This window comes from Alteromonas sp. RKMC-009 (assembly GCF_003584565.2).
GTDB lineage: Bacteria > Pseudomonadota > Gammaproteobacteria > Enterobacterales > Alteromonadaceae > Alteromonas.
The window spans coordinates 865,707-889,942 of sequence record NZ_CP031010.1; the positions used below are offsets into that span (position 1 = coordinate 865,707).

Genomic DNA, 24,236 nt, shown 5'->3' on the forward strand with positions numbered 1-24,236 from the left:
TACTGTCAGGCAGTACAGACCATGTGGTCAAAAAATTACCGCTGCTGGCCAAAAAATTGTCATTTCTTTGTAGTAATTTCTTTATACTCTGCAACTGCACTTTGGGATAGTTTCTAATTACAAGCAGGAGCACTAATAATGAAAGCACCAATCCTGCTTCCTCTCGTATTGGGGATATCAGCATCTGCCATTGGCGATGAACTGCTTATTTCTCAGTATGTTGAAGGGAGTAGCTCTAATAAAGCGATAGAAATCTATAACCCGACAGACAGCGCGGTATCACTGACTGGTTATACACTGTCCATCTATTTCAACGGAAAAACTGCAGCGGGCGCGAACATCGAACTTTCAGGTTCAATCGCAGCGCAAAGTACACAAGTTATTGCCAGTTCAAGTGCCGGAGACACTTTGAAGGCATTGGCTGATGTGCTGACTTCACAGTCCATGTTTAATGGTGATGACGCCATTGTTCTGACTGACAGCAGCGGTAACGTTCTGGACAGTATTGGCCAGGTTGGCGTTGATCCCGGTTCCTCCTGGGGCAGCGGCAGTGTAACCACAGCGAACGACACACTCATACGTTTAAGCAGTGTTGCCGGTGGCGATACTGACCCGTTTGATGCCTATGATACGTCGGAATGGGAAGGTCTGGCTCAGGATGATTTCACAGGCCTGGGCAGCCACGATTACACCGGCAGTGGTGATGAAGGCGGCGATGATGGCAGTGGCACCGGCGGCGGTGACGAAGACTTAAGCGGTGTTTGTACAAACTGTCCTGATCTGGACAAAGTTGCAGATGCCGGCGAATTTGATGCTGCTTCATACTACGCAGCGGTTCAGGCTGAAATCGATGCCAGTTCCGACACCTCAGTTATCCGTCAGGTACTCAGTGAAACCATTTCCGGTCAACGGGTGCTGACTTATTCTCAAGTCTGGACGGCATTAACGGAAACCGATGAAGATCCTGCAAATCCGGATAACATCATTCTGATTTATTCCGGCAAATCGATTCCTAAGTCAGAAAACGGCTCCGGCGAGTATTCCAGCCAGCCTGACTACTGGAACCGTGAGCACAGCTGGCCAAAGAGTCATGGTTTCAGCAGCTCGTCAAATGAAGCTTATACCGATATTCAGCACCTGCGTCCGTCTGACATTACTGTTAACAGCAGCCGCAGTAACCTGGATTTCGACAATTCCGACAACGCCCTTTCAGAAGCGCCGGCCAACCGTATCGATAGTGACTCTTTCGAGCCACGGGATGAGGTAAAAGGCGACATCGCGCGGATGATGATGTACATGGATATGCGCTATGAAGGCGCCGGCAGCGATGTTACGCCTGACCTGGTACTGGTTGACCGTATCACCTCAAATGGTGAAGCAGCGCTGGGCAAACTGTGTACGCTGATTGCCTGGAGCAATGCTGATCCTGTAGATGCAGACGAAACCCGTCGTCACAGTGCCATCTATGAATATCAGGGCAACCGTAATCCGTTTGTCGACCACCCTGAATGGATCGACTTATTTTACGATGCAGACAGCTGTGGTGATGTAACAGCGCCCGATCCTGAGCCGGACCCTGAACCGGAGCCGGAGCCCGATCCGGAACCACAACCTTCCGGCAGCGGTGCACTGATGCTTACCGGTGTATTTGACGGCCCGTTATCCGGCGGTACACCTAAAGGTATCGAATTACTGGTAACGCAGAACATTGATGATCTCAGTGTGTGTGGTGTCGGCGGCGCGAATAATGGTGGCGGTTCTGACGGTCAGGAATTCACTTTCCCTGCGGTATCAGCTGTGGCCGGCCAGTTCATTTATGTTGCCAGCGAAGCCACAGGGTTCGCAGATTTCTTCGGTTTTGCACCGGATTACACCAGTGGTGCTATGTCTATCAACGGTGACGATGCCATTGAAGTCTTTTGTGACGGCGCGCTGGTAGATTACTACGGTGACCGTGATACTGACGGCACGGGCACAGACTGGGATTATCTGGACAGCTGGGCTTACCGTACCGGCGGCAGTGCTTCTTCAACGTTTAACATTGCAGACTGGCAGGTTGCCGGTACCAATGTGTTTGACGGTGAAACCAGCAATGCCACTGCGGCAATGCCTTTCCCGCTGGGTTCTTACGTAGCACCGGCCACAGAGCTTTTCTTCTCTGAATACATAGAAGGTGGTTCAAATAATAAAGCGGTTGAGATTGCTAACCTGACATTGTCTGACATCGACCTGAGTACATACGATGTGCAGATTTACTTTAACGGGTCAGCCTCTGCCGGTCAGACATTCACATTAACCGGCACACTGGCTGCGGGTGATGTATTTGTGCTGGCGCATACTTCTTCGGAAGATCCAATCCTGAATGTGGCAGACATGACCAGCGGCAGCGTTCAGTTCAACGGTGATGATGCTGTTGTGCTGCGTAACAATGGCGTGATCATTGACAGTATCGGTGTTATCGGAGAAGACCCGGGTTCATACTGGTCTGGTGGTGACGTGCGTACACAAAACCGCACGCTGGTACGCAAGTCTTCTGTTACGGAAGGCGACAGTGATGCCTATGATGCGTTCGACCCCAGTGTTGAATGGGATGCGTACGCTCAGGATACCTTCGATTACCTCGGTTTCTACGGCACCGGCAATGATGATGGCGGCAACGCATCATTAGGTATTTGCGGTGACGAAGCGACATACATCAGTGCTGTACAGGGAAGCGGTGACAGCTCACCACTTTCAGGTCAGAGCGTGATTGTTGAAGCCATTGTAACCCACGTAACTCCGGCTCTGGACGGTTTCTGGATTCAGGAAGAGAGCAGCGACGGTGACGGCGACGAGACAACCTCTGAAGGTGTGTTCATTGCCAGCGCTTCACTGGCCGGCTCTGTCACTGAAGGTGAGATTGTCCGTTTAGCGGGTACGGTTGGTGAAGACTACGGCCGCACAATGATCACTGCCTCTTCAGAAGCCCTGTCCTGTGGTTCAGGCTCTGTGTCTGCAGTGGCGATTACTCTGCCTATGACAGATGCTTACGGATTTGAAAAATATGAAGGTATGCTGGTAACCAGTAACGAAAACTGGGTGATCAGCAATATCTATCCGTATTCTGACTTTGGTGAAATCTGGGTGTCTACAGAGCGTCTGTTCAACCCGACACAACTGTATGCACCGGGTTCTCAGGAAGCGGCAGACCTGGCGACAGCCAACGGGCTTAACAAGCTTATCATTGACGACAATGCAGACGGTTATGCGTCAGAGTGGATGCTGCCTGCAGGTGGTTTCACACCTTACAACACTATCCGTTCCGGCGACCTGATCACCGGTGTAACCGGCGTGATGGACTATGGCTATTCTGCATACCGTATCCGTCCGGTTGAGGTGCCGTCTTTACTGGCAGATAACTACCGTGAAGATGCGCCAGTGGTATCTGAAGGTAACCTGAAAATTGCCAGCTTCAACGTACTGAACCTGTTCAACGGTGACGGTAATGAAGGTGGTTTCCCAACAGAGCGCGGTGCAGATTCCTATGCAGAATATCAGCGCCAGCTGGCGAAAATTGTCAACGCGCTGGTAGCCATTGATGCTGACGTACTTGGTCTGCTGGAACTGGAAAATGACGGTTTCGGTGCTGACAGTACAGTGGCTCATCTGGTTGATGCGCTGAATGCGGAATTTGGTGAAGGCACTTACGCCTATGTAGATGCCGGTGTTGAACAGTTAGGCACCGATGCGATTACATCAGGTATTCTGTATCGTCCTGCCGTGGTTACACCTTCAGGTGCACCGCAGATTCTGATGGAAGCGAACAGTCCTTCTGATGAGGAAGGCGTGTTGTTTGCAGACTACGGTAACCGTCCGTCTCTGTCACAACTGTTTACTCACACTGAAAGTGGTAAAACCTTTGTGGTTGATGTTAACCATCTGAAATCGAAAGGTTCAAGCAGCAGCTGTCAGGAAGACGGTAATACCGAACAGGGTTTCTGTAACCGTAAGCGTACCCGTGCCGCCATGGCCATTGCACAATGGTTACAAAGCACTTATCAGGACACGCCGATGATCCTGCTGGGAGACTACAACGCTTATGCTCAGGAAGATCCTGTGCAGGTACTGGCAGAAGCCGGTTTTACCGACACCGTGTCTGAATTGAAAGGCAGTGCGTCTTACAGCTATACCTATGACGGCCTTGTGGGTACGCTGGATTACATGTTCAACAACGCCGCTGCCCGCGATATGCTGGTGGATGTCACTGAATGGCACATCAACAGTGATGAACCGGAGTTCTTCGATTATAACGAAGAATACAAGCCGGCTTCATTCCTGAACGAGCTGCCGTTCCGTGCGTCTGACCATGATCCGGTTATCGGTACTTATCAGCTGGACGCAGATGTGCAGGCAGTGACAGGTGACTGGGACGGCGACGAAGACGTGGATAACAATGATATCCGCAGTTTCATGTTTGCTATCATCGCCCGTCAGGCTATCGACATGGCTTTCGATTTAAATAATGACGGCAAAGTGAATACCCGTGACATCGCAGTAATGCGTTCGTTATGTACACGCAGCCGCTGTGCGACGGAAGACGCGCAGAACAACGGTGCCCGCCGCAATCTTGGGGCGCTGTTACGCAGCAGATAAATACTACTGATTTGATATAAATGAAAAGGGCGCCTTGCATTGCAGGCGCCCTTCTTTTTTATCTGTGGCTATTGTTGCCAGTGATGATTAGCGGTAATCAGCGGTAGTCAAACTCACTGCCAGTGACAGCAAGTACATTCTCAGCGCCGCTTAACATGGCTGACAAGTGCGCGTCCCGCCGTGGCAAGATACGTGCAACGTAAAAATCTGCACACTTTTGTTTCGCTGCGGCAAAGGTGGGATTGTCTCCCTGCGCGGCTTTATCTGCCATGCTGTACCAGCACAGACCAGTTAATGAATACGCTGTGTATGCCAGATAATCACAGGCCGCAGCCGCTACAAATACCGGATCTTTGTCCAGGCAGGCAGTGGATGCATCCATCCAGCTGCTCAGCAGAGTCTGTGCATTCTGTCTGGCGTCTGAATCTGTCATAGCGTCAACAAGTCCGGCAAAAACGTCGTAAGTCGCTTTCAGCATGTTGCCGCCATCGCGGGTCAGTTTACGGCCAATTAAATCCAGCGCCTGTATGCCATTGGTACCTTCATACAACTGGGCTATACGCACATCCCGCATCAGTTGCTCCATGCCCCATTCCCGGATGTAGCCGTGTCCGCCAAATATCTGGATCCCCAGGCTGGTGGTTTCCAGCCCCATATCAGTGAAGAATGCTTTGCAGACCGGGGTCAGAAATTGTAGAACCTGACCGGCGTGCTGTTTCTCGTCCTCTGTCCCGTAGTGCTCCGCATCCATATACTTTGCATACAACAGTGATAAAGCGCGGCTGCCTTCCGTTAACGTTTTCTGGGTGAGCAGCATGCGGGCCACATCAGGCTGAAATACAATAGGATCGGCTTTCGCGTCCGGTTGCTGAACGCCTTGTGGCGCTCGGCTTTGCAGCCTCTCTCTGGCATATGTCAGCGCGCCCTGGAAAGAGGCTTCTGCAGCACCCAGCCCCTGCAGACCTACCTGAAAACGGGCATCATTCATCATGGTAAACATACAGGCCAGCCCCTGGTTTTCACCGCCAACCAGCCAGCCTGTCGCACCATCGAAATTCATCACACAGGTGGGACTGGCTTTGATCCCCATCTTGTGTTCAATACTGCCCACAGACAGCGAGTTAGCTTCACCCGGTTCTCCCTGACTGTCCGGCATAAACTTCGGCACCAGAAACAGGCTGATCCCCTTCACACCTTTCGGCGCATCAGGTAAACGTGCCAGCACCATATGGACAATATTCGACGTCCAGTCGTGGTCGCCGCCGGTGATGAATATTTTACTGCCGGTGATGCGATAGCTGCCGTCGTCCTGCGGCTCAGCTTTTGTGTTCAACAAAGCCAGATCAGTACCGGCCTGAGGCTCTGTCAGGTTCATGGTTCCGGTCCACTCTCCGGACACCAGCTTAGCCAGATAAGTGGCTTTTAAATCCTCACTTGCATGGCGGCTGACAGCCAGAACGGCGCTTTCTGTCAGCATAGTCGTCAGGCGCCAGCTCAGGTTGGCTGAGTTCAGCATTTCATGCACCGGCACCGCCATGGTGTAGGGTAATCCCTGACCTTCGTAATCCACCGGACCAAGCATGGCGTTCCAGCCATTGGCAACATACTCTTCATAGGCCGCAGCAAACCCTTGCGGCGTGGTTACGGCACCATTTGCAAACGTACAGCCGGCTTCGTCACCGCTGCGGTTTAGCGGTGCCACCACGTCTTCTGCAAACCTGGCTCCCTGAGTGAGCACTTCGCTGGCAAGCTCAAAATCGAAATCTTCCAGTCCGGTCGACTGATAATGGTCACTGACGTTCAGCCAGTCCCGCAACAAAAATTGAAAATCCGCCAGTGGCGCCTGATATTGCGGCATGATTCACTCCAAAGTTAAACGCTTGTTTGAATTTTAACATTATATGCACAAACTCACCGGACAAGATAGCCTGCAGGTTTTAATTTTAGTGTTTGTCATCTGAATGAAAGCATAGTCTATGAGCTGAGAAAGGGCAGCGGTAGCCGTAGCAGCGTGAATTGAGCAGGCCGGTTGCGGGGTAATCCTGATTATCCCTTTAAGCGTAGTTATGTGATGACAAAAAGCGCCTGGTCAGATTCTCTGAGTACAGGCATGTGATTTACAGGGAATGAATTGCAATTTCGTAAAGATATAAACGGACTCCGTGCGCTGGCAGTGATTGCCGTGGTGCTTTTTCATTATCAACCGGAATACCTGCCCGGCGGCTTCGCCGGCGTCGATGTGTTCTTTGTGATATCCGGTTTCCTGATGACTTCAATTATCAGCAGGGGGCTGGATAAAAACACCTTCGGTACCTGGCGGTTTTATTGCGCCAGAGCTAAACGCATCGTTCCTGCTCTGACAGCGGCTTGTCTGGTATTACTGGTGTGCGGCTGGTTTGCTGTCACGCCGGTTGATTATGCCGCGCTGAGTAAGCATATTGCGTCCAGCCTGACTTTTGTTTCGAATATTGTGTACTGGCAGGAGGCCGGTTATTTTGATGCCGCATCGACGCAAAAATGGTTGCTGCACACCTGGTCACTGTCTGTGGAGTGGCAATTTTATCTCCTTTATCCACTGATACTCATCGGGTTGCGTAAGCTGTGCGGCAGTGAGTCTCTCAGGCATGCTGTGCTGGCTCTCACTCTGCTGGCCTTCTTAGTTAACCTGTGGCTGTCTTTTGCTTATCCTTCAGCAAGCTATTTTTTAATTTCTGCACGGGCCTGGGAAATGCTGGCCGGCGGAGTGGCATTCTTCTATCCGTTAAATGTTTCAGACAAAACGCGGGGTTACCTTGCACTGGCGGGACTGGCGCTCATCGCAATAACCTATTTTGTTATCAGCGAAGATAATCTCTGGCCCGGCTATCTCGCATTCTTTCCGGTTGCCGGCACGTTTATGGTTATTCAGGCGCGGGACGAAAAAAGCGTCATCACCACCAATATCATCAGTCAGAAACTGGGATTATGGTCTTACTCCATCTATCTCTGGCACTGGATCATTGTAGTGGCGAACACTATCTACCACCTTGAACTGTCTTTCTGGATTTTTGTTGCCCTGACTACTCTGGCAGGCTGGTTGTCCTACCGGCTGATAGAGCAGCACCACCGGCCCCGACGTTACTGGTTGATGTTCATCCTGACCCTTGCGGGAAGTTTATGGGTTTACCAGCAACAGGGAGCGCCGGAGCGTGTGCCGGAGAAATTCCGTCACGATGCTCTGTCTTACCATGAAACCTATTATGGCGGGGCGGGATACAGTGCCGATGAATGGATTTATTTTCATGCGAAGGGCAATGACTACAAGTTTATTCTGATTGGTGACAGTTATTCTCTTCAATATGGCCGTACGCTGCGTGACAGCGGGATCCCGGTGCTCGGACGGTTTTATCATGGCTGTCCCTTCTTTCCCACGCTGGCCAAATATGAAGAAGGCGGGGAACTTGAAGCTTGCTCAGATCAGTTTGAGGAAGTGAAACAACGGATAGAAGGTAACGACAAGCCGCTGGTTCTGGCTCAGTCATGGGACAGTTATCAGGAAAAAATCATGAAAAAAGACGCCAGTAATAAGCTGGAGCTTACCGAAGAAGAATATAACGACAAAGTCATAGCTGAAATGGAAACCTTTATCTCAAGGTTAGGTGACAGAAAGTATTTTCTGGTTGGTGTGCCACAAAAGGCGTGGGTAAATGCTTACGAATGTCTGGCCAGGCAGTCTCTTCCCGCCGCCGGCTTTTTTCCTGTATGCAGCAGTACCCAGCCGAAGCAGGACTATTCCGTTAACAGCCGCCTGAAGCAATTTGCTGAAGCGCACAGTAATGTGTGGTACGTGGATCCTGATGCCGCCCTTTGTGAAGGCGAAACCTGTACCATCATTGATGACGGGGAACCGGTTCACTCAGACCGCTCTCATCTGGCGGTGCACGGGGCAGGAAAAGTCTGGCAGGAATTGATGCAGGTGATGGCGTCTGCTGATGTCAGCCTGGCGACGGAGAAGCCCTGACCGCCTGAGATTGTCAATTATGAATCTGAACGCTGCCGGCACGGTTCATTTTTACTTTTCCGTCAACTGCAGGCATCCTGTTAGCCATTGTGAAGGCGAAAGCTGAAATAGGAAAAGTAATGCAACAATCATCACCTGTTTGCGTGGTCACCGGCGGCAGTTTAGGTATCGGTCTGGCCGTCTGCGAAAAGTTTGTGTCCGGGGGATATCAGGTCATCAATTTAGATATTCGTGATTTCGATAGCCCTCCTGAGCACGCGCACTGGATGCAGTGCGATGTCACCAGTGCTGCAGCGGTAAGTGACTGTATCAGTGACATTGCAGCGCGTTTCGGACGTATCGATTGTCTGGTAAGCAATGCGGGTATGCATTTCTCTGCCACCATCGAAGACACTACGCCGGAAGACTTCGAGAAGGTGTTCTCTTTAAACGTGAAAGGGGCCTATCATGCAGTACGCGCGGTGTTGCCGGTAATGAAACAGGCGAACAAAGGCGCAATCATCATTATGGCGTCAGATCAGGCGATTATCGGTAAGCGTAACTCTTTTGCTTATAACTTGAGTAAAGCGGCGCTGGCATCCATGGCTAAAACCACCGCGCTGGATTACGCGCCTTATAATATTCGTGCAAACGCGGTTTGCCCGGGCACAATCGAAACGCCTTTGTATCATAACGCCATCGATAAATATGTGGCCGCAAGCGGTGCGGATAAAGCAGAAGTGCACGCAGAAGAGGCCGCTGCACAACCCCTCGGACGGCTGGGACAACCGGAAGAAGTGGCAGCGTTAACATTCTTCCTTGCCAGTGATGATGCGGCTTTTATCACCGGCAGTCTGCAAAGTATTGACGGCGGCTATACCACACAGTAACCATGAAAATTATCGACGCCCATCTGCACTTTTTTGATTTACAGGCCGGTGAATACCGCTGGTTGTCCCCTGACAATCCACCATTCTGGCCAGATAAACCGGTTATAGCGAAAAATTTCTCTGAGTCTGATTTAGTGGTGTCAACCCCGTCTCAGCTTACCGGTTTTGTGCATATTGAAGCCGGATTCGACAATGCGAAGCCCTGGCGTGAGGCTGATTTCCTGGCGCAGCATTGCCATTTGCCTTTTCGCGCAGTTGCCGGTTTTGACTTGCTGGCAGGTAATAATCAGCATGTGATTTCAGAATTGCTCAAACGCCCTTGTATTACCGGTGTCAGGCATATCCTGGACGACGAAGCCGCGTCTGTTCTGAACGATGCTGAAGCCAAAGCGAGCCTGGCATTGCTGGCAGAGGCGGGATTGAGTTTTGATGCCCAGTTATCCTTGTATGACACTGCCGGCGTCCAGGCGCTGTCTGCTGTGGCTGCGGATTTTCCTGCCATGTCGTTCATTCTGAATCATGCCGGATTTCCGTTGGCAGATAACAATTTTAAGGTGTGGCAGGACAACCTGAAAGCCTTAAGCAGGGCTGATAGTATTGCCGTAAAACTGTCCGGTTGGGAAATGCATAACCGTCAATGGCGCGCGGATGATATTGCGCCGGTGGTGAACACCGTGCATCAGTATTTTGGCGAAAGCCGGGTAATGACAGGCAGTAATTTTCCCTTGTGTACCTGGCACAGTGATTACGATGCTTTCTGGCGCACAATAACGCGGGCAGTGCCCGCCGTATGTGCAGAAAAATGGCTGAGTGAAAATAGCCTGTACTGGTATTTTGGTTAGCCTGCCGGCTATTCAGGTAATCCACACCGGCAAGCTTAAAGATAAGGTCTGAGACTTTTATCCGATAGAAATACGGCTGTCAGGGTAGCGAACATGACGTTGTCTCGGACTTGCCAGCAAATAGGCGAGGGTAAGCGGCCCCAGCCGGCCAAGGAACATCAGCACAATAATAATGCCTTCACCGGCAGCGGATAAGCTTCCTGTCAGTCCTCTCGACAGACCCACCGTGCCCATCGCCGATACAGCTTCAAAGACGATATCCAGAAAAGGGGCATCTTCTGTGGTGGTTAGCAGAAAAATCGCCACCCAGGTTACACCGCCTGAAATCACCGTGAGGGCTAAAGCTTTAGAAACGGTTTCTGTACGGATGGTGCGCTGAAAAAGGGTTGGCGCGTGGTCGCGGCGCAGAAAATTGTAAGTAGCGGTCAGAAGTACCACGAAGGTTACGACTTTGATACCGCTGGCGGTACTCATTGACCCGCCGCCGATAAACATCAGCAGCAACATAAGGGTGACAGAGCCGTCTTCCAGCGCAGCGATATCCAGGGTGTTAAAACCCGCGGTTCTCGGCGTGACTGCCTGAAACCAGGAGGCCCACCATTTACCCGCCGCGTCCAGCTTGCCCAGCGTGTCCGGGTTATCGTATTCAATGACATAAATAAGCAATAACGCTACTACGTTGATGATGACCGTACCGGCTATCATGGTTTTACTGTAAGGCGTAAGCGTTTGCCAGCTTCGTTTTTTAACCAGATCTATCCATACAGAAAAGCCCAGTCCGCCGGTGATGAACAACGCGGTAATCGTGATGTTAACCACAGGATCGCTGACATACCGGGACAGACTGTCCGGCTGCAGTGCAAAGCCGGCGTTATTGAACGCGGATATGGTATAGAAGAAGGCTTCGTATGCGGCTGTTGACCAGCCTGATTCCGCCTGCCAGTAGCAGGTCAGGATTAGCATGCCTGCGGCTTCTGTTACCAGTGCAAAAAGAATAACGGCTTTGGCGGTACTGACCAGTGACGACGTGTCGGTTTCATTGAACGCTTCTTTCACCGCGCTTTGTTGCAGAAAACTTATCTTACTGCCTACCGCAACCAGTGTTACAACCGCAAAGGTCATTAAACCGAGACCGCCAAATTGAATGAGGCCGGCAATAACGGTTTGTCCGAAAAGGGTGAAGCCGGTTCCGGTATCCACAACGGCGAGCCCCGTTACAGTCACCGCTGAGGTGGCGGTGAACAGGCTTTGCGTCCAGGTGATTGGTGCTGTGGTGGCAAAGGGCAATTTAAGCAGCAGGGTGCCAAGAACGATAAAGCTCAGAAAGCTCAACGACAGGATAAGAGGCGGAGCCGCCTGAATTTTTCGCGCGCCTTTCGGCTTTCGTTCCAGCGGGCGGTTCGCCGGTAACCAGCGTTTCAATGTTTAAGTCTCGGCGCAATTTTTACCAGCAGTTCCCTGGGACCACTCAGCACCAGCTGATCTTCAGGTTTCAGCTGAAACGCCATGTCAGGCGTACAGTGTATCTGATGCTTACGCTTAACCATCAGGCAGTGAATATCGTCTTTGTAGCCGTTAATCACTGTATCCAGTGTCATGGGGGACTTTGTTTGTGGTACCACCACTTCTACAATGTAATGGCCGTGCCCCAAACTCAGATAGTCACTGACCATAGGGTAATTCAATGCCTGAGCCACGCGAACGCCCATCTCTTCTTCAGGGTGAATGATGCGGCTCACATCCAGTTTTGAAAGAATAGTGTGATGCGCCTTGCTGTTAGCCTTCACCCAGATATTTTGCACACCTTCATTTTTCAGGTTCAGCACACACAGCAAGCTGGCCTGCATATCTTCACCGATGGCGACAAGCACGGCATCACTGTCGTGAAGACTGAGTTCTGCCATTGCTCTTTCGTCGGTGGCGTCACAGATAAGGGTTTGGGTCAGTTCGGTAGAATATTGTTCAGCCAGCTTTTCATCGCTGTCGATACCGGTAACAGTGTGACCCAGATGGATCAGCTCTAAACTGGTGGTAATGCCAAAGCGGCCAAGGCCGATGACAGTAAAATGCGCCATAAGTGCTCCAGAAAACGGAAACGGCGTCGCAAGGATTGCGGCAACTGGCGTATGGTACGTGAGAGACTGGAAAAAAGAGCGGTTACTGAACGTGATAGTTAGTGGTTTCAACTATGTAAGCCATCGTTTTCCTGCGGACAGAAAAAAGCCGTTCAACGGATGAACGGCTCTGTAGATTTTAAATGCGTAACTGCGACTTATTTCAGTTCAGTCACTGACATGTTGGGGGAGCGGTAAACCACTTCATCATTCAGCTCGATACCAATTCCCGGTGTGTCCGGCGCTTCGATAAATCCGTTAACCGGTTGAGGATCCTGAATACATAACTCACGGTTCCAGGATTTTGTCGCGTAGGTGTGATGCTCGTGGATCAGGAAGTTAGGAATGGCGGTTTCAAGGTGCAGGCTGGCTGCCGTTGCCACCGGACCACCGCAGACGTGAGCCTGAATGCGCACATCGTAAATGTCGGCGTAGTCACACACTTTTTTCGCTTCGGTAAAGCCGCCGCACAGACCAATATCAGGCTGCAAAACGTCAAGAGACTGATCTTCCAGATACGGACGGATGCCCCAGCGGTTATACAAACGTTCGCCGCCGGCAATCGGCGCTTTCACGTTACGGGCAACTTTGTCATGCAGTTTCGAGTTCAGGTAGTTAACCGGCTCCTCGTAATACATACAGCCGAATTCTTCTACCAGTTCGCCCAGTTGAATAGCCGTAGTGGCACCCGGTAAGCTGTGGCATTCAAAAATAATATCGCCTTCGTCCCCCATGGCATCACGGATTGCCTGCAGACGTGCACGGAACAGTTTCATTTCACCTCTGGAAATGATCTTCGTGCGGTCATAATGGGTGTCGCCGTTAATGTCATAAACGATTGGGTCAACTTTCACCGCGGTGTAACCTTCAGCCATCGCCTTTTCTGCGGCACGGCCATATTCTTCAGGCTGGATCAGTTTGGTAATAGTGGTGTCCCAGTCGAACTGTAACTGACTGGCGTAAGAACGCAGCTTGCCGTTAGTCTTACCGCCAAGCAGTTGATAAACCGGCAAGCCAAGTGCTTTACCTTTGATATCCCAAAGGGCTGTATCCACCGCACTCATGGCGGCGTAAATGACAGGACCGCCACCTAAGCCCCAGAAGCTCTCACGGAGCATTTTCGACCATAGGCCTTCGGTGTTGAACGGGTTCCAGCCAATCAGCATGGCTTCTGCGATTTCTTTGATCATGTGCGCAGCAGCCGAATGTCCCCAGTCGTAAGCCAGACCGGCTTCACCAACACCGGTAATACCTTCATCGGTGTAAATACGCACAAAAACCGGATTCCATGGCGGACGTTCCGGGCACTCAATATCAAATATTTCAACTTTGGTAATTTTCATCTTTTGTCCTGAATGTAGTTGCTCAGACTACCGCGTCGCGCTGTTGCGGGAACGGGATTGTCATTCATAACACGGCGTAAACCCATCCATGGGGCTTCGACTGCCGCTTCCCTGCGGCAGACGGTTATGAATGACAAAACCCTTATCCCGCAGCGCCGCCGCGATAGCTGACAAGATTCCGTATAAACCGGTGCGCTATAAATGCCAGTCCCGTCCCCGCGAAAGTATAAGCTTATTCGCAGAATGTCGGGTCGAGTTTCCAGGCTTTTCTCAGCATCGCTGGCCAGGCTTTCTGGCCGCCGGTTTCGCCTGAGTGTACAATTTTTGCCTGATCATAAATGCCCTTTACAATGGGCTCGGGTATTTCAATCACTTCCTGACCGGATTGCATCAGTGACATTTGTATATCACAGGCGCGTTCCAGATCATAAAAGCGCATAAATGCGTCGCCTACCGTAGGGCCTAACGTCAAGCCGCCGTGATTGGGCAATAACATATGGTTGGTATCGCCCAAATCATCCTGTAACTGCTTTCTTTCATTATCATCAACCGCCAGACCTTCGTAGCTGTGATAGCTCAGCGACGGCAGGGAGAACAGAGAATACTGGCTCCAGGGCTTCAAACCACCTTTAACTGACGCCACGGCGATAGTGGCTTTTGTATGCAGGTGAATAACACATTTCGCATCTTCACGGACTTCGTGAATGGCGCTGTGAATGGTGAAACCGGCAGGATTGATCTGGTAGGGGGAGCCATCGAGAATATTGCCGTCGAGATCCACCTTCACCAGATTCGACGCGCGCACTTCATCAAATGCCAGACCAAAAGGGTTAACCAGATAATGCTGTGTACCCGGTACTTTAGCGGAAATGTGAGTATAGATAAGATCGCCCCAGCGCATGTTATCTACCAGCCTGTAGCAGGCGGCGAGATCGACGCGGGTTTGCCATTCTTCCGGCGACACCTTGTCTTTCAAACTGAAATGTTCAAGCTCAAACACGGGTATCACTCCTTTTATGTCCTGTTGATACAAAGTAGCAGACGGACTGACAGTCAACAATGCCAGTATCGTCTGACTTATTATTTATCATCCGGAGGAAAAAGCAGAGACGTTGAGATTTACTCTCCGGACTGGTTCGCTGTGGTGGTGTTACCACCGGCTGGTTGCGTATTCTGATGCAGTATTGTGACGCTGTCACGCAGCGGGATCAAATGATCGCGATTTTCCATGTCTTTGATATTGATTGAAAAAACATCACGCTTTACCCAGCTGAGTGATTCGCCGGTCCAGCCGGGCGAGGGAAAGTCGTCAGTGATGTTGTCCAGGCCGGCTTGCTGGGTGCATTCGTACACGGCCATATTCTGGCTGGTGGTCAGCACAAGTTTACCCACTTCCACATTTACACCGGTTTGTTGCCAGACCTGTTCATGCAGGGCGCACTGTTCACTTTGCTCTTCATTGATGCTGGCCAGCGGCATGGTCAGAAGACCTCCGGCGTTTTCCAGCAGTAATGCGTATTTATCTGTTTTGATCACACAGGCGAGAGCGTCATGAGCCGGTAAGGTGGATTCAACTGAACGGCAAACCGGGGGCGCGGGAACCTCAGAGCAGCCAAAAAGCGGCAGAAGTAACAAAACGACTGATGAGCGAATCCTAAAAAGCATACAACCAGGTAAAATAAAATTTAAATAATTATAAACAAACAGACCGGCGGCCTGATTTCATCAAGAGTTGTCCGGCAGTATAACAACAATAACAACAGCCACGTACCAAGGCTTGTTTTAATTTCTCAGTGCATGGAATAGAAATGCATACACAGTGTCAGCATCGCCCGACTGTGCAGTTGAGAAACGTTGATAGGAATCAGAGATGTCGAAAAAGTCCTTTTTGTCCCCGTTACTGGTGGGCGTTGTCGCGTTAGGTGCGTTCTTAATTTATATCAATCTGCCTGCTGAAGAATCTTCCTCAGGCGGAGGCCGTTTACCTTCTCCCGTTCGCGTGACTGTAGTAGCCAAGCAAACCTTTCCGGTGACGATTGAGGCGCTGGGTACAGCCAATGCCAACGAGTCTGTCACGATCACGGCGCAGCAGACCGACCGCGTTACGGACGTAAAGTTTGATGACGGTGATACGGTAAAAACCGGGCAATTACTGGTTCAGTTGAATAATGACGAAGAGCTGGCCCGCATTGTTGAACTTGAAGCGAACATTGTGGAAGCGAAAAGTCAGTATGAGCGGGTAGTGAACCTGGCGAAAACCCGCGCGGCATCGCAACAAATACTTGGCGAACAGCAAGCCAAACTGAAAGGACTTGAAGCGCAACTGGATGTTGCGAAGTCTCAGTTGGATGAGCTGCAAATCCGTGCACCCTTTGCCGGTCTGCTTGGCATCCGCAACATCAGCAAAGGCTCACTGGTACAACCGGGTGATGCTATTACCACGCTGGACGATATCAGCATTATTAAGGTCGATTTCAGTGTGGCAGAAGGGCAGCTGGCCAGCCTTTCTCCCGGTCAGCGGGTTATCGCACGGTCCGTAGCGTATCCGGGAGAAGATTTTGAAGGCACCATTGCCACTATCGGTTCCCGTATCGATCCGGTGTCACGCTCTGTTCTGGTAAGAGCACACATTAAAAACGAACCGGTGAAAATCCGTCCCGGTATGCTGCTTCAAATCACACTGGAAAAGCAGGTTCTGGAAACACTGGTTATTCCTGAAAAAGCGCTGGTGCCCATTCAGGATAAGCAGTACGTATTTGTCGTGAATAACGATGTGGTCGAGCAACGCGAAGTCATTATCGGTGAGCGTAAACCCGGTATCGTGCAGGTTGTCGACGGCCTGGTCAGCGGTGAACGTATTATTACCGAAGGCACGTTACGTGTGCAGGAAGGCTCTGCCGTTCGTGTACTGAATGCTGAGGGAGTGTAACCATGTGGTTATCTGATGCTTCCGTAAAAAGGCCGGTGTTCGCATCGGTGATTAATTTGCTGGTGGTGATCTTCGGCATCGTGGCGATCAGTATGCTGTCGTTGCGGGAATATCCGGATATCGACCCGCCAATCGTATCAATCAACACCAATTACGACGGCGCTTCAGCCAACATTGTTGAAACCCGTATTACTCAGTTGCTGGAAGACCGCATCAGCGGGATTGAAGGGATAAAAAATATCACCTCAACCAGCCGCAACGGACGTTCGTCTATTTCAATTGAGTTTAAGCTGACCCGTGATATCGATGCCGCTGCCAATGATGTGCGGGAACGGGTGAGCCGTGCGCTGAACAACCTGCCTGAACAGGCTGATCCTCCCGAGGTATCAAAAGAAAGTTCAGACGAAGATGTTGTGGTGTGGTTTAACCTGCGCAGTACTAACCTGGATACCATGGAGCTTACCGATTATGCCGAGCGCTTCCTGGTAGACCGTCTGTCCATTGCTGATGGTGTGGCCAGGGTTCAGCTGGGCGGCGGCCGGACCTATGCCATGAAGGTGTTTCTTGACCGTAACGCCATGGCGGCACGTGGTATCACCGTTACCGACGTGGAAGATGTGATTCAGTCAGAAAACGTAGAGTTGCCGGCTGGTGAGGTCGAGTCCAATGACCGGGATTTTGAGGTGCGGGTAGCGCGCTCATTCTTAACGCCGGATGATTTTGCCCAGTTGACTGTTGCGGTAGGTAACGATGGTTATCTGGTACGACTGGGTGAAATTGCCAATGTGGAGCTGGCACCGGAGGATGACGAAAGTGAATTCCGCGGTGACGGTGTAAACATGATTGGCCTGGGGATCATTAAGCAATCGAAAGCCAATACCCTCGATGTGGTGCGTTCTGCCAAAGAGCAGATTGCTAAAATTGAAGAAACGCTGCCGGATAACATTTTCATTGTACCCAGTTACGACTCATCGGTATTTATCGAGGAATCAATCAACGAAGTATACAACACCCTGATTATCGCCATGATTCTGGTGGTGGTAGTGATTTACCTGTTCCTCGGGAAGGTCCGCGCAACACTGATCCCTGCCGTCACCGTGCCGGTGTCGATGATCGGTGCCTTCATTGTGATGTACATGCTGGGCTTTTCCATCAACTTGCTGACTCTGCTGGCGATGGTGCTCGGCATCGGGCTGGTGGTGGATGATGCCATCGTTGTGCTTGAGAATATTTACCGTCGTATCGAAATGGGAGAGCCGCCTTTACTCGCGTCTTACCGCGGGGCAAAAGAAGTAGGCTTTGCTGTTATCGCCACCACGCTGGTACTGATTTCTGTATTTGTACCGCTAATCTTCCTGGAAGGAAATATCGGGCGGTTGTTTACAGAATTTGCGCTGGCCATGGCCGCCGCTGTGGCTTTCTCCAGTTTTACGGCGTTATCGCTGTCTCCCATGATGTGCTCGAAATTACTGAAAAAGCAGTCGCGGGATAAGGGCTTCGGCAGCTGGCTGGATAAGCGCTTCAAGGCTATCGAGAACCGCTATGAAAGCAGTCTGGGTACTACCATCCACCAGCCATGGCTGATGGCCGTGCTGTTCATCATTACGCTAGTTCTCATCTGGCAGCTGTTCGGGAAAATTCCCGGTGAGTTCACACCGAAAGAAGACCGGGGGACTTTTTATATAATGGTAAAAGGTCAGGAAGGTGCGTCTTTTGAAAATACAGCGGAAAGCATGAGAAAAGTGGAATCGATTCTGATGCCCTACCGTGAAGAAGGAACCTTCGATCGCCTGCTGGTACGTGCGCCGGGCCGGGGCACCATGGCCGGGCTGGCTGTGGTAGGCGTGATCCCATGGGATCAGCGTGACTTCACGTCTTTTGAATTAATGGAAGAGGTGACCAAAAAACTGGAAGTGATTCCGGATGTCACTGCGTTTGGCGTAATGCGAAGCGGCATCAGTGGCGGGACAGGGCGTCCGGTCCAGTTTGTGTTGCAGGGCGACACCTACGAAAACCTGGTGGCCTGGCGTGATATCGTCATGGATAAAGCCAGAGACAATCCGGGACTGGTTCGCCTGGATTCCGATTACAAAGATACCTCTCCGCAGCTACTGGTGAATATCGACCGGGACCGCGCAGCCGATTTAGGGGTGTCGATTTCTGATATCGGCCGCACACTGGAAGTGATGCTGGGACAACGCCGCGTATCTACTTACCTGGACAGAGGCGAAGAATATTACGTCATCATGGAAGGGATAGAATCGGATTACCGCAGCCCCAGCAGCATTGATAATCTGTATGTCCGTTCACAACGCACCGGTCAGCTTATTCCCATGGATAACCTGCTGAAAGTGGATGAGCAGGCGACTTCGGCGCTGCTGAACCGTTATAACCGCATGCGTGCTATTACTATTGAAGCGAACCTGGCAGAAGGTTATACCCTCGGGGAAGCGCTGGCGTATCTGGAAAACATCGTTGCGACAGAACTGCCTGATGCTGTGTCCATTGACTACAAAGGTGAGTCCCAGCTTTATCATGAAGCCGGTAACTCATTTATCTTCGTCTTCATTCTGGCACTGGCGGTGACCTACCTCATTCTTGCAGCACAGTTTGAAAGCTGGGTGCATCCGCTGGTTATCATGCTTACCGTTCCTCTGGCACTGGTCGGGGCATTTATCGGCTTGTATGTGGCTGGCATGACAATGAATATCTACAGCCAGATCGGGCTGGTGATGTTGATTGGTTTGGCGGCGAAGAACGGTATTCTTATTGTTGAGTTTGCCAATCAGTTACGGGACGCCGGTGTTGAATTTGAAGAGGCACTAAAACGTGCTGCAGCCCAGCGCTTACGCCCGATTGTGATGACGGGCTTCACTACGGTATTCAGTTCGCTGCCGCTGGTACTGGCAACAGGCCCGGGATCTGAAAGCCGGATGGTGATTGGTATGGTGATATTTGCCGGCGTAATCGTATCGGCCTTTATGACCCTGTTCATCGTGCCTACAGCCTATGCTGCATTTGCCCGCAATACCGGGTCTCCGGAAGCCCGGGAAAAAGCACTGACAGAGCAGGATGCTGCTATTCCATACCGCAAAGGGGAGTTGGAATAACCGGTGAGTAAACGACAAATGGCCTGCCTGACGCAGGCCATTTTTTTATCCGCGGGAGACTATTTCAGCAACCAGACATTTTCCTGTGCCGGCACTTTGCCTTTCAGGTTGATTTCCTTACCCTGCAGTAATGTTAAGCTGTAGTGGTCGATGTAATGTTGTTCTACTTCGTTGCTGATCACTGAGAACGGCGGGCCATCAAGCTTTTGCTGGTCGTAATCAAAGGTCACCAGTAACTGGGGAGCCGTATTGGTAATTTCACGAAGATGAGCGGCATAGCGGACACGCATTTCAAACGGTAAGGCTACCAGTGCGGCACGGTCGTAGATGGCGTCTACTTTGCCTAGCATGTCAGCGGTAAGATCAAAAATGTCGCCGCCGAAAAGGGTGAAATTGGGAACGTCGTAGCGGGTTACGCCGTTCAGCTTTTCTGAATCAGGAATAATGTTTAACTGATCGAATAACTGAATGATCGCCAGATGGCTTAATTCTGCTGCCACCACTTCATACCCCTTCGACAAAAGCCAGGGAATATCCAGTGTTTTGCCGCATAAAGGCACAAAGATACGACTGCCCGGAGCCAGCGATAACTGGTTAATATTGGCAGTCAGATTCGGGTTCGCTTCAGGCTCATGAAATCCGGTTTCATTGTTTTGCCACTTTAACATCCAGAATTGCGGATCCATACATTCCCCTAAAGAAGATAAAAAAGCAGATTATCCTAACCAGTCCGGCAGGTAAATCACAGTCAGTACTAAAATACCGGACCAGGCGGCCAGAATGGCGGCAGCGCGGTAACTGATACCCCGCACCGAAGGCAGCTTATGTGCCGCATCGTTAGGTAAAAAGCGGGATAAAACAAAGGCTGAAGACAAGGTAATCACAAAACCAATCAGGTTCCACCAGAACCAGAATAACGGGTTACCGCTCAGCCACAAAAATACGTTTACCGCTACACCGGCCAGTAATCCGGCATTAGCGGCAGCAGGAGACACCTTGCGGCTGTGAATACCCGCCAGGAATGTGGCCAGCACCGGACCGTAAAAAACTGAACCGATTTTATTTATGGCCTCAATTACCGTCGGAGCAATGTTACCGGCATACAACGACAGCACCAGAGTGATCAGTCCCCACACAATACCGGCAAGGCGAGCCCGTTTCAGATAGGTCTCATCATCGGGTTTGGCACCGGTGATTCGGCAAATGTCTTCTGTGGTCACCGCAGCCAGACTGTTAATGGCAGAACTGAGCGACGACATAGCCGCAGCCAGAATGGCGACCACCAGAATGCCGACAATGCCAGCAGGAAGATAGTTAATGATAAAGACGGGCATCATCCAGTCGGGTTCGCCTTCCGGGATTTGCGCCTGTAATTCCGGCGTTGCTATGACAAGAGCCCCGATCACCAGGCCCGCAGCGCAATACAGCAATGTGACGGGAAAACGCAGAAAGGCTACGGTCAGCATCATTTTCTTTAAATCTTTTATGCTGTGGCTGGACAGCGCCCGCTGGGCTTCAGACTGATCACACCCGTAATACGAGGCATACAGTACAAGACCGCCAAACAGCATGGGCAGTAAACCGAAATCGCTGCCATTTAGTCCGGCTGTGCTGGTATTGGCTGCCTGCAGACGTTCCGGCGGAATGATTTCAAATACTTTGTCCCAGCCTCCGGCAGCGTCCAGACCCGCCCACAGACATAAAGCTGCGCCGGCAACGATGAGAATCATCTGAATGGCATCACCGTAAACCACCGCTTTCATACCACCCATTGCTGAGTAAATCAGTGTGATCACCCCGATAACCAGAATAGCGTGGAACTGGTTCAGTCCCATGGTGCCTTGTAATATCAGGCTGATAGCGTAAATCATAATGGCAGTGGCGAAGGAACGGCTGATCTGAAAGACGAAGCTGATCAGCAAACGGGTAGAGCGGGAGAAACGCTGTTCAAGATAGTCATAGACACTTACCACACCGGCGTTGTGTAAGGTGGGCAACAAGCGCCAGAGCATAACAATTACCGCCAGCGGCAAAGCCAGTTCGTAGCTCAGCCAGATGAGACCGCCACCTTCACGAAGTCCGACAAATGCGGGGGCGGAAATGAAGCTGATAGCGGATAGCTGGGTTGCCATGACAGAGAGTGTCAGTGTGGGCCAGGCCAGTGAGCGCCCGCCGAGAAAGTATTCCTGCCCGGAATGCTGATGCCTGAACCTGAGTCCTAAAAACAATAATCCCAGTAAATAAATACCTACTATGGAATAGTCCAGCCACGTCATTCCTTTCTCCTGAATTTGCTTCCGCTGCCTGCGCGTAATGAGGTAACACGTTGAATATAAAGGGGCAGAGTGTTGATGATATTTCAACCATATCACACTGTCAGAAAGAGTTAAGTGCAGAATATATACAGATAAGAGAAAGGAAACGTTCAGACGGGCGGGAATAAAAAAGGGCAGCCGCAGCTGCCCCTGTATTTTTGACGCTGTGATTAAGCCGTCAGCTTAGCCGCTGCCGCTTTTAATTCAGTCGCGATTGTGTCGTCTTTTACTTCACCGGTTTCCATATCGAAAACATCGTAGAAGTTAGCCACAGATACCGATGCTTTTACGTTTCCGCCGAAGAAACCTGCAGAACCGGTTGCTGCTGCCAGTACAGACTTCGCGCCGCCGGGACCCGGAGAAGATGACAGATAAACGGCTGGCTTGTCGCCGTATACCGCGCGGTTGATACGGGTTGCCCAGTCAAACAGGTTTTTAAACGCTGCCGGGTAGTGACCATTGTGCTCAGCAAATGAGATAACCAGGGCATCAGCGCCGGCGATGTCATTTAAAAACTTCTGTGCGCCTTCAGCCTGACCAATCTCTTTTTCTTTATCTTCACTGAACATAGGAACATCATAATCATTGATGTCCAGAACGGTAACATCAGCACCTTCTACCAGCTTTGCCGTGTAGGTTGCTAACGCCTTATTAATTGAGTTTTTGCTTGTACTTGCACCAAATGCAACAACTTTCATGAATTGAATCCTTTTTGAGTTTTTCGTTATCAATACAATACGTTTTTTATCGTAAATGGATAAGTGCTAAATACAAAATGGTTCGTTCGATTTTATGAAATGAACGTTTTTAGCTGAAATAGCTTGTTGCATATTGTGCCAACGGAATTTAAATTCAGTCCGGATATTGTATGATGCTGAGTACGCTGCCAGCAGAGTCTGAATATTACCAGCGTCGTCAACTACATGTAGGATAGTGAATGTCTTCAGTGCCAGCAGGTCCTTTAATACCTGCGCAAAAACGTGCCACCCGGATTGCTTTTTTCAGCGCAGGATTCATTACTGCAGCCTGGGCGGCCATCATTCCATTTATTAAGATAAACCTCGCCATTGGTGACGGTACCATGGGACTGATGCTGTTATGTCTGGGCGCAGGAGCGTTAGTTGGCATGCCTCTGGCCGGTAAATTCTCATCTCAGCTTGGCTGCAAGCCTGTACTGGTGGCTTCTATGTCATGCTTCTCACTGCTTTATCCGGCACTGATCTGGCTGGACTCCGTTACTTTGCTGGCTGTTTTTCTGGTGCTCTTCGGGTTGTGCGTAGGCACCACTGATTGTGCGATGAATATTCAGGGCGTTGCGGTAGAAAAAGAAGCGGATAAGCCGCTGATGTCGGGTTTCCATGGCTTTTACAGTCTGGGAGGCATGAGCGGCGCAATTTTAATGACAGCGATTTTATCTTCCGGTGTCCCGGTGGAGTTGGCCAGTGCAGCCGGTGCGGTAATGTCAGTGGCCTTTTTGCTGGCTGGCATAAACGGATTCAGAACCGGCAAGTCACAGGAGCCGGCGGCATTTTTTGCGCTGCCAAAAGGTGTGGTAGTACTGATTGGTATCGTGTGTTCCATTGTGTTTCTGGCCGAAGGGACTGTGCTGGACTGGAGCGGCATTTATCTGACTGAATACCGTGACGTTAGTCCTGAGAACGCCGGGTTGGGTGTTGCCTGTTTTTCTGTTGCCATGACGTTAGGACGCCTGGCCGGGGATAAGATCACCAGCATACTGGGACCAAAAATGATGGTACTGGGAGGCGGCGGCATTGCAATTACAGGTTTTGCATTATCACTTCTGGTGCCGCTTCCAGTGGCAGCGCTTACCGGATATGTCCTGATTGGTCTCGGGTGTTCCAATATTGTGCCCATCATGTTTTCGGCCACGGGTAAGCAAAAAATCATGAGCGAAGCGTCTGCGGTAACAGCTGTATCAACACTGGGCTACGTGGGTGTTCTGGCAGGGCCTGCTCTGGTGGGCTTCGGGGCACAGGTTTACGGCCTGCCTGCGGCATTGGGTGTGATTGCTGTGTTACTTTGTGTTGCTACTGCCCTGGCCGGAAGAGTCAGGGTATAGGT

At 50.9% G+C, this 24,236-nt stretch carries 16 protein-coding genes; 7 read left to right on the plus strand and 9 right to left on the minus strand.

Annotated features, from left to right (window positions below; genetic code table 11):
• Positions 1–138 precede the first annotated feature (138 nt).
• A complete protein-coding gene (locus DS731_RS03790) occupies positions 139–4,632 on the plus strand; it encodes an ExeM/NucH family extracellular endonuclease (protein ID WP_119500074.1) in 4,494 nt (1,497 codons plus the stop codon).
• Between the two features lie 97 nt (positions 4,633–4,729).
• On the opposite strand, the gene DS731_RS03795 is transcribed toward DS731_RS03790, so the two are convergent.
• Positions 4,730–6,490: an acyl-CoA dehydrogenase family protein gene (locus tag DS731_RS03795; protein WP_119500075.1), complete on the minus strand. Its 1,761-nt coding sequence runs from the start codon at positions 6,488–6,490 to the stop codon at positions 4,730–4,732.
• A gap of 273 nt (positions 6,491–6,763) precedes the next feature.
• Between DS731_RS03795 and DS731_RS03800 the strand changes: the two genes are divergently transcribed.
• From DS731_RS03800 to DS731_RS03810, 3 genes are all read left to right on the plus strand, one after another.
• Complete coding sequence (locus DS731_RS03800; RefSeq protein WP_119500076.1) at positions 6,764–8,632, plus strand: acyltransferase family protein; 1,869 nt, start codon at positions 6,764–6,766, stop codon at positions 8,630–8,632.
• 119 nt (positions 8,633–8,751) lie between these two features.
• The gene (locus DS731_RS03805; RefSeq protein ID WP_119503289.1) at positions 8,752–9,501 is read left to right on the plus strand and encodes an SDR family NAD(P)-dependent oxidoreductase; all 750 of its coding nucleotides are present in this window, start codon (positions 8,752–8,754) and stop codon (positions 9,499–9,501) included.
• Between the two features lie 2 nt (positions 9,502–9,503).
• Complete coding sequence (locus DS731_RS03810) at positions 9,504–10,343, plus strand: amidohydrolase family protein (protein ID WP_119500077.1); 840 nt, start codon at positions 9,504–9,506, stop codon at positions 10,341–10,343.
• Positions 10,344–10,400: 57 nt separating this feature from the next.
• Here the strand turns inward: DS731_RS03810 and DS731_RS03815 are convergent, their stop codons facing one another.
• The 5 genes from DS731_RS03815 to DS731_RS03835 all read right to left on the minus strand — a co-directional run bounded on the left by DS731_RS03815 (position 10,401) and on the right by DS731_RS03835 (position 15,336).
• Positions 10,401–11,765 (minus strand): TrkH family potassium uptake protein, encoded by a 1,365-nt coding sequence (locus DS731_RS03815; protein ID WP_119500078.1) that lies wholly within the window; start codon positions 11,763–11,765, stop codon positions 10,401–10,403.
• Complete coding sequence (locus tag DS731_RS03820) at positions 11,762–12,418, minus strand: potassium channel family protein (RefSeq protein ID WP_119500079.1); 657 nt, start codon at positions 12,416–12,418, stop codon at positions 11,762–11,764. The genes DS731_RS03815 and DS731_RS03820 overlap by 4 nt, the downstream gene beginning before the upstream one ends.
• Before the next feature lie 197 nt (positions 12,419–12,615).
• Positions 12,616–13,800: a mandelate racemase/muconate lactonizing enzyme family protein gene (locus tag DS731_RS03825; RefSeq protein WP_119500080.1), complete on the minus strand. Its 1,185-nt coding sequence runs from the start codon at positions 13,798–13,800 to the stop codon at positions 12,616–12,618.
• A 232-nt stretch (positions 13,801–14,032) separates the two neighbouring features.
• The gene (locus tag DS731_RS03830) at positions 14,033–14,800 is read right to left on the minus strand and encodes a class II aldolase/adducin family protein (RefSeq protein ID WP_119500081.1); all 768 of its coding nucleotides are present in this window, start codon (positions 14,798–14,800) and stop codon (positions 14,033–14,035) included.
• Positions 14,801–14,919: 119 nt separating this feature from the next.
• Positions 14,920–15,336: a hypothetical protein gene (locus tag DS731_RS03835; protein WP_119500082.1), complete on the minus strand. Its 417-nt coding sequence runs from the start codon at positions 15,334–15,336 to the stop codon at positions 14,920–14,922.
• A gap of 334 nt (positions 15,337–15,670) precedes the next feature.
• On the opposite strand from DS731_RS03835, the gene DS731_RS03840 reads away from it, so the two are divergent.
• The gene (locus tag DS731_RS03840; protein WP_119500083.1) at positions 15,671–16,729 is read left to right on the plus strand and encodes an efflux RND transporter periplasmic adaptor subunit; all 1,059 of its coding nucleotides are present in this window, start codon (positions 15,671–15,673) and stop codon (positions 16,727–16,729) included.
• A gap of 2 nt (positions 16,730–16,731) precedes the next feature.
• Positions 16,732–19,839, plus strand: coding sequence for an efflux RND transporter permease subunit (locus DS731_RS03845; RefSeq protein ID WP_119500084.1), 3,108 nt, complete (start codon positions 16,732–16,734; stop codon positions 19,837–19,839).
• A gap of 59 nt (positions 19,840–19,898) precedes the next feature.
• Here the strand turns inward: DS731_RS03845 and tmpT are convergent, their stop codons facing one another.
• The 3 genes from tmpT to DS731_RS03860 all read right to left on the minus strand — a co-directional run bounded on the left by tmpT (position 19,899) and on the right by DS731_RS03860 (position 22,852).
• The gene (gene tmpT / locus DS731_RS03850; RefSeq protein ID WP_119500085.1) at positions 19,899–20,525 is read right to left on the minus strand and encodes a thiopurine S-methyltransferase; all 627 of its coding nucleotides are present in this window, start codon (positions 20,523–20,525) and stop codon (positions 19,899–19,901) included.
• Between the two features lie 30 nt (positions 20,526–20,555).
• The gene (locus DS731_RS03855) at positions 20,556–22,115 is read right to left on the minus strand and encodes a sodium:solute symporter family transporter (RefSeq protein ID WP_119500086.1); all 1,560 of its coding nucleotides are present in this window, start codon (positions 22,113–22,115) and stop codon (positions 20,556–20,558) included.
• Positions 22,116–22,324: 209 nt separating this feature from the next.
• A complete protein-coding gene (locus DS731_RS03860; RefSeq protein WP_119500087.1) occupies positions 22,325–22,852 on the minus strand; it encodes an NADPH-dependent FMN reductase in 528 nt (175 codons plus the stop codon).
• A 239-nt stretch (positions 22,853–23,091) separates the two neighbouring features.
• Here DS731_RS03860 and DS731_RS03865 point away from each other — a divergent pair, with 239 nt between their 5' ends.
• Positions 23,092–24,234, plus strand: a complete 1,143-nt coding sequence (locus DS731_RS03865; protein WP_119500088.1) for an MFS transporter — start codon at positions 23,092–23,094, stop codon at positions 24,232–24,234.
• The last annotated feature ends 2 nt before the right edge of the window (positions 24,235–24,236 follow it).

Excerpts from the sequence above, each read along its gene's own strand:
- DS731_RS03840 (WP_119500083.1), top strand. The coding sequence starts at position 15,671 with ATGTCGAAAAAGTCCTTTTTGTCCCCGTTACTGGTGGGCGTTGTCGCG.
- DS731_RS03805 (WP_119503289.1), top strand. The coding sequence starts at position 8,752 with ATGCAACAATCATCACCTGTTTGCGTGGTCACCGGCGGCAGTTTAGGT.
- DS731_RS03855 (WP_119500086.1), bottom strand. The coding sequence starts at position 22,115 with ATGACGTGGCTGGACTATTCCATAGTAGGTATTTATTTACTGGGATTA.
- DS731_RS03825 (WP_119500080.1), bottom strand. The coding sequence starts at position 13,800 with ATGAAAATTACCAAAGTTGAAATATTTGATATTGAGTGCCCGGAACGT.
- DS731_RS03795 (WP_119500075.1), bottom strand. The coding sequence starts at position 6,490 with ATGCCGCAATATCAGGCGCCACTGGCGGATTTTCAATTTTTGTTGCGG.
- DS731_RS03865 (WP_119500088.1), top strand. The coding sequence starts at position 23,092 with ATGTCTTCAGTGCCAGCAGGTCCTTTAATACCTGCGCAAAAACGTGCC.
- DS731_RS03845 (WP_119500084.1), top strand. The coding sequence starts at position 16,732 with ATGTGGTTATCTGATGCTTCCGTAAAAAGGCCGGTGTTCGCATCGGTG.
- DS731_RS03860 (WP_119500087.1), bottom strand. The coding sequence starts at position 22,852 with ATGAAAGTTGTTGCATTTGGTGCAAGTACAAGCAAAAACTCAATTAAT.
- tmpT (WP_119500085.1), bottom strand. The coding sequence starts at position 20,525 with ATGGATCCGCAATTCTGGATGTTAAAGTGGCAAAACAATGAAACCGGA.
- DS731_RS03820 (WP_119500079.1), bottom strand. The coding sequence starts at position 12,418 with ATGGCGCATTTTACTGTCATCGGCCTTGGCCGCTTTGGCATTACCACC.
- DS731_RS03790 (WP_119500074.1), top strand. The coding sequence starts at position 139 with ATGAAAGCACCAATCCTGCTTCCTCTCGTATTGGGGATATCAGCATCT.
- DS731_RS03810 (WP_119500077.1), top strand. The coding sequence starts at position 9,504 with ATGAAAATTATCGACGCCCATCTGCACTTTTTTGATTTACAGGCCGGT.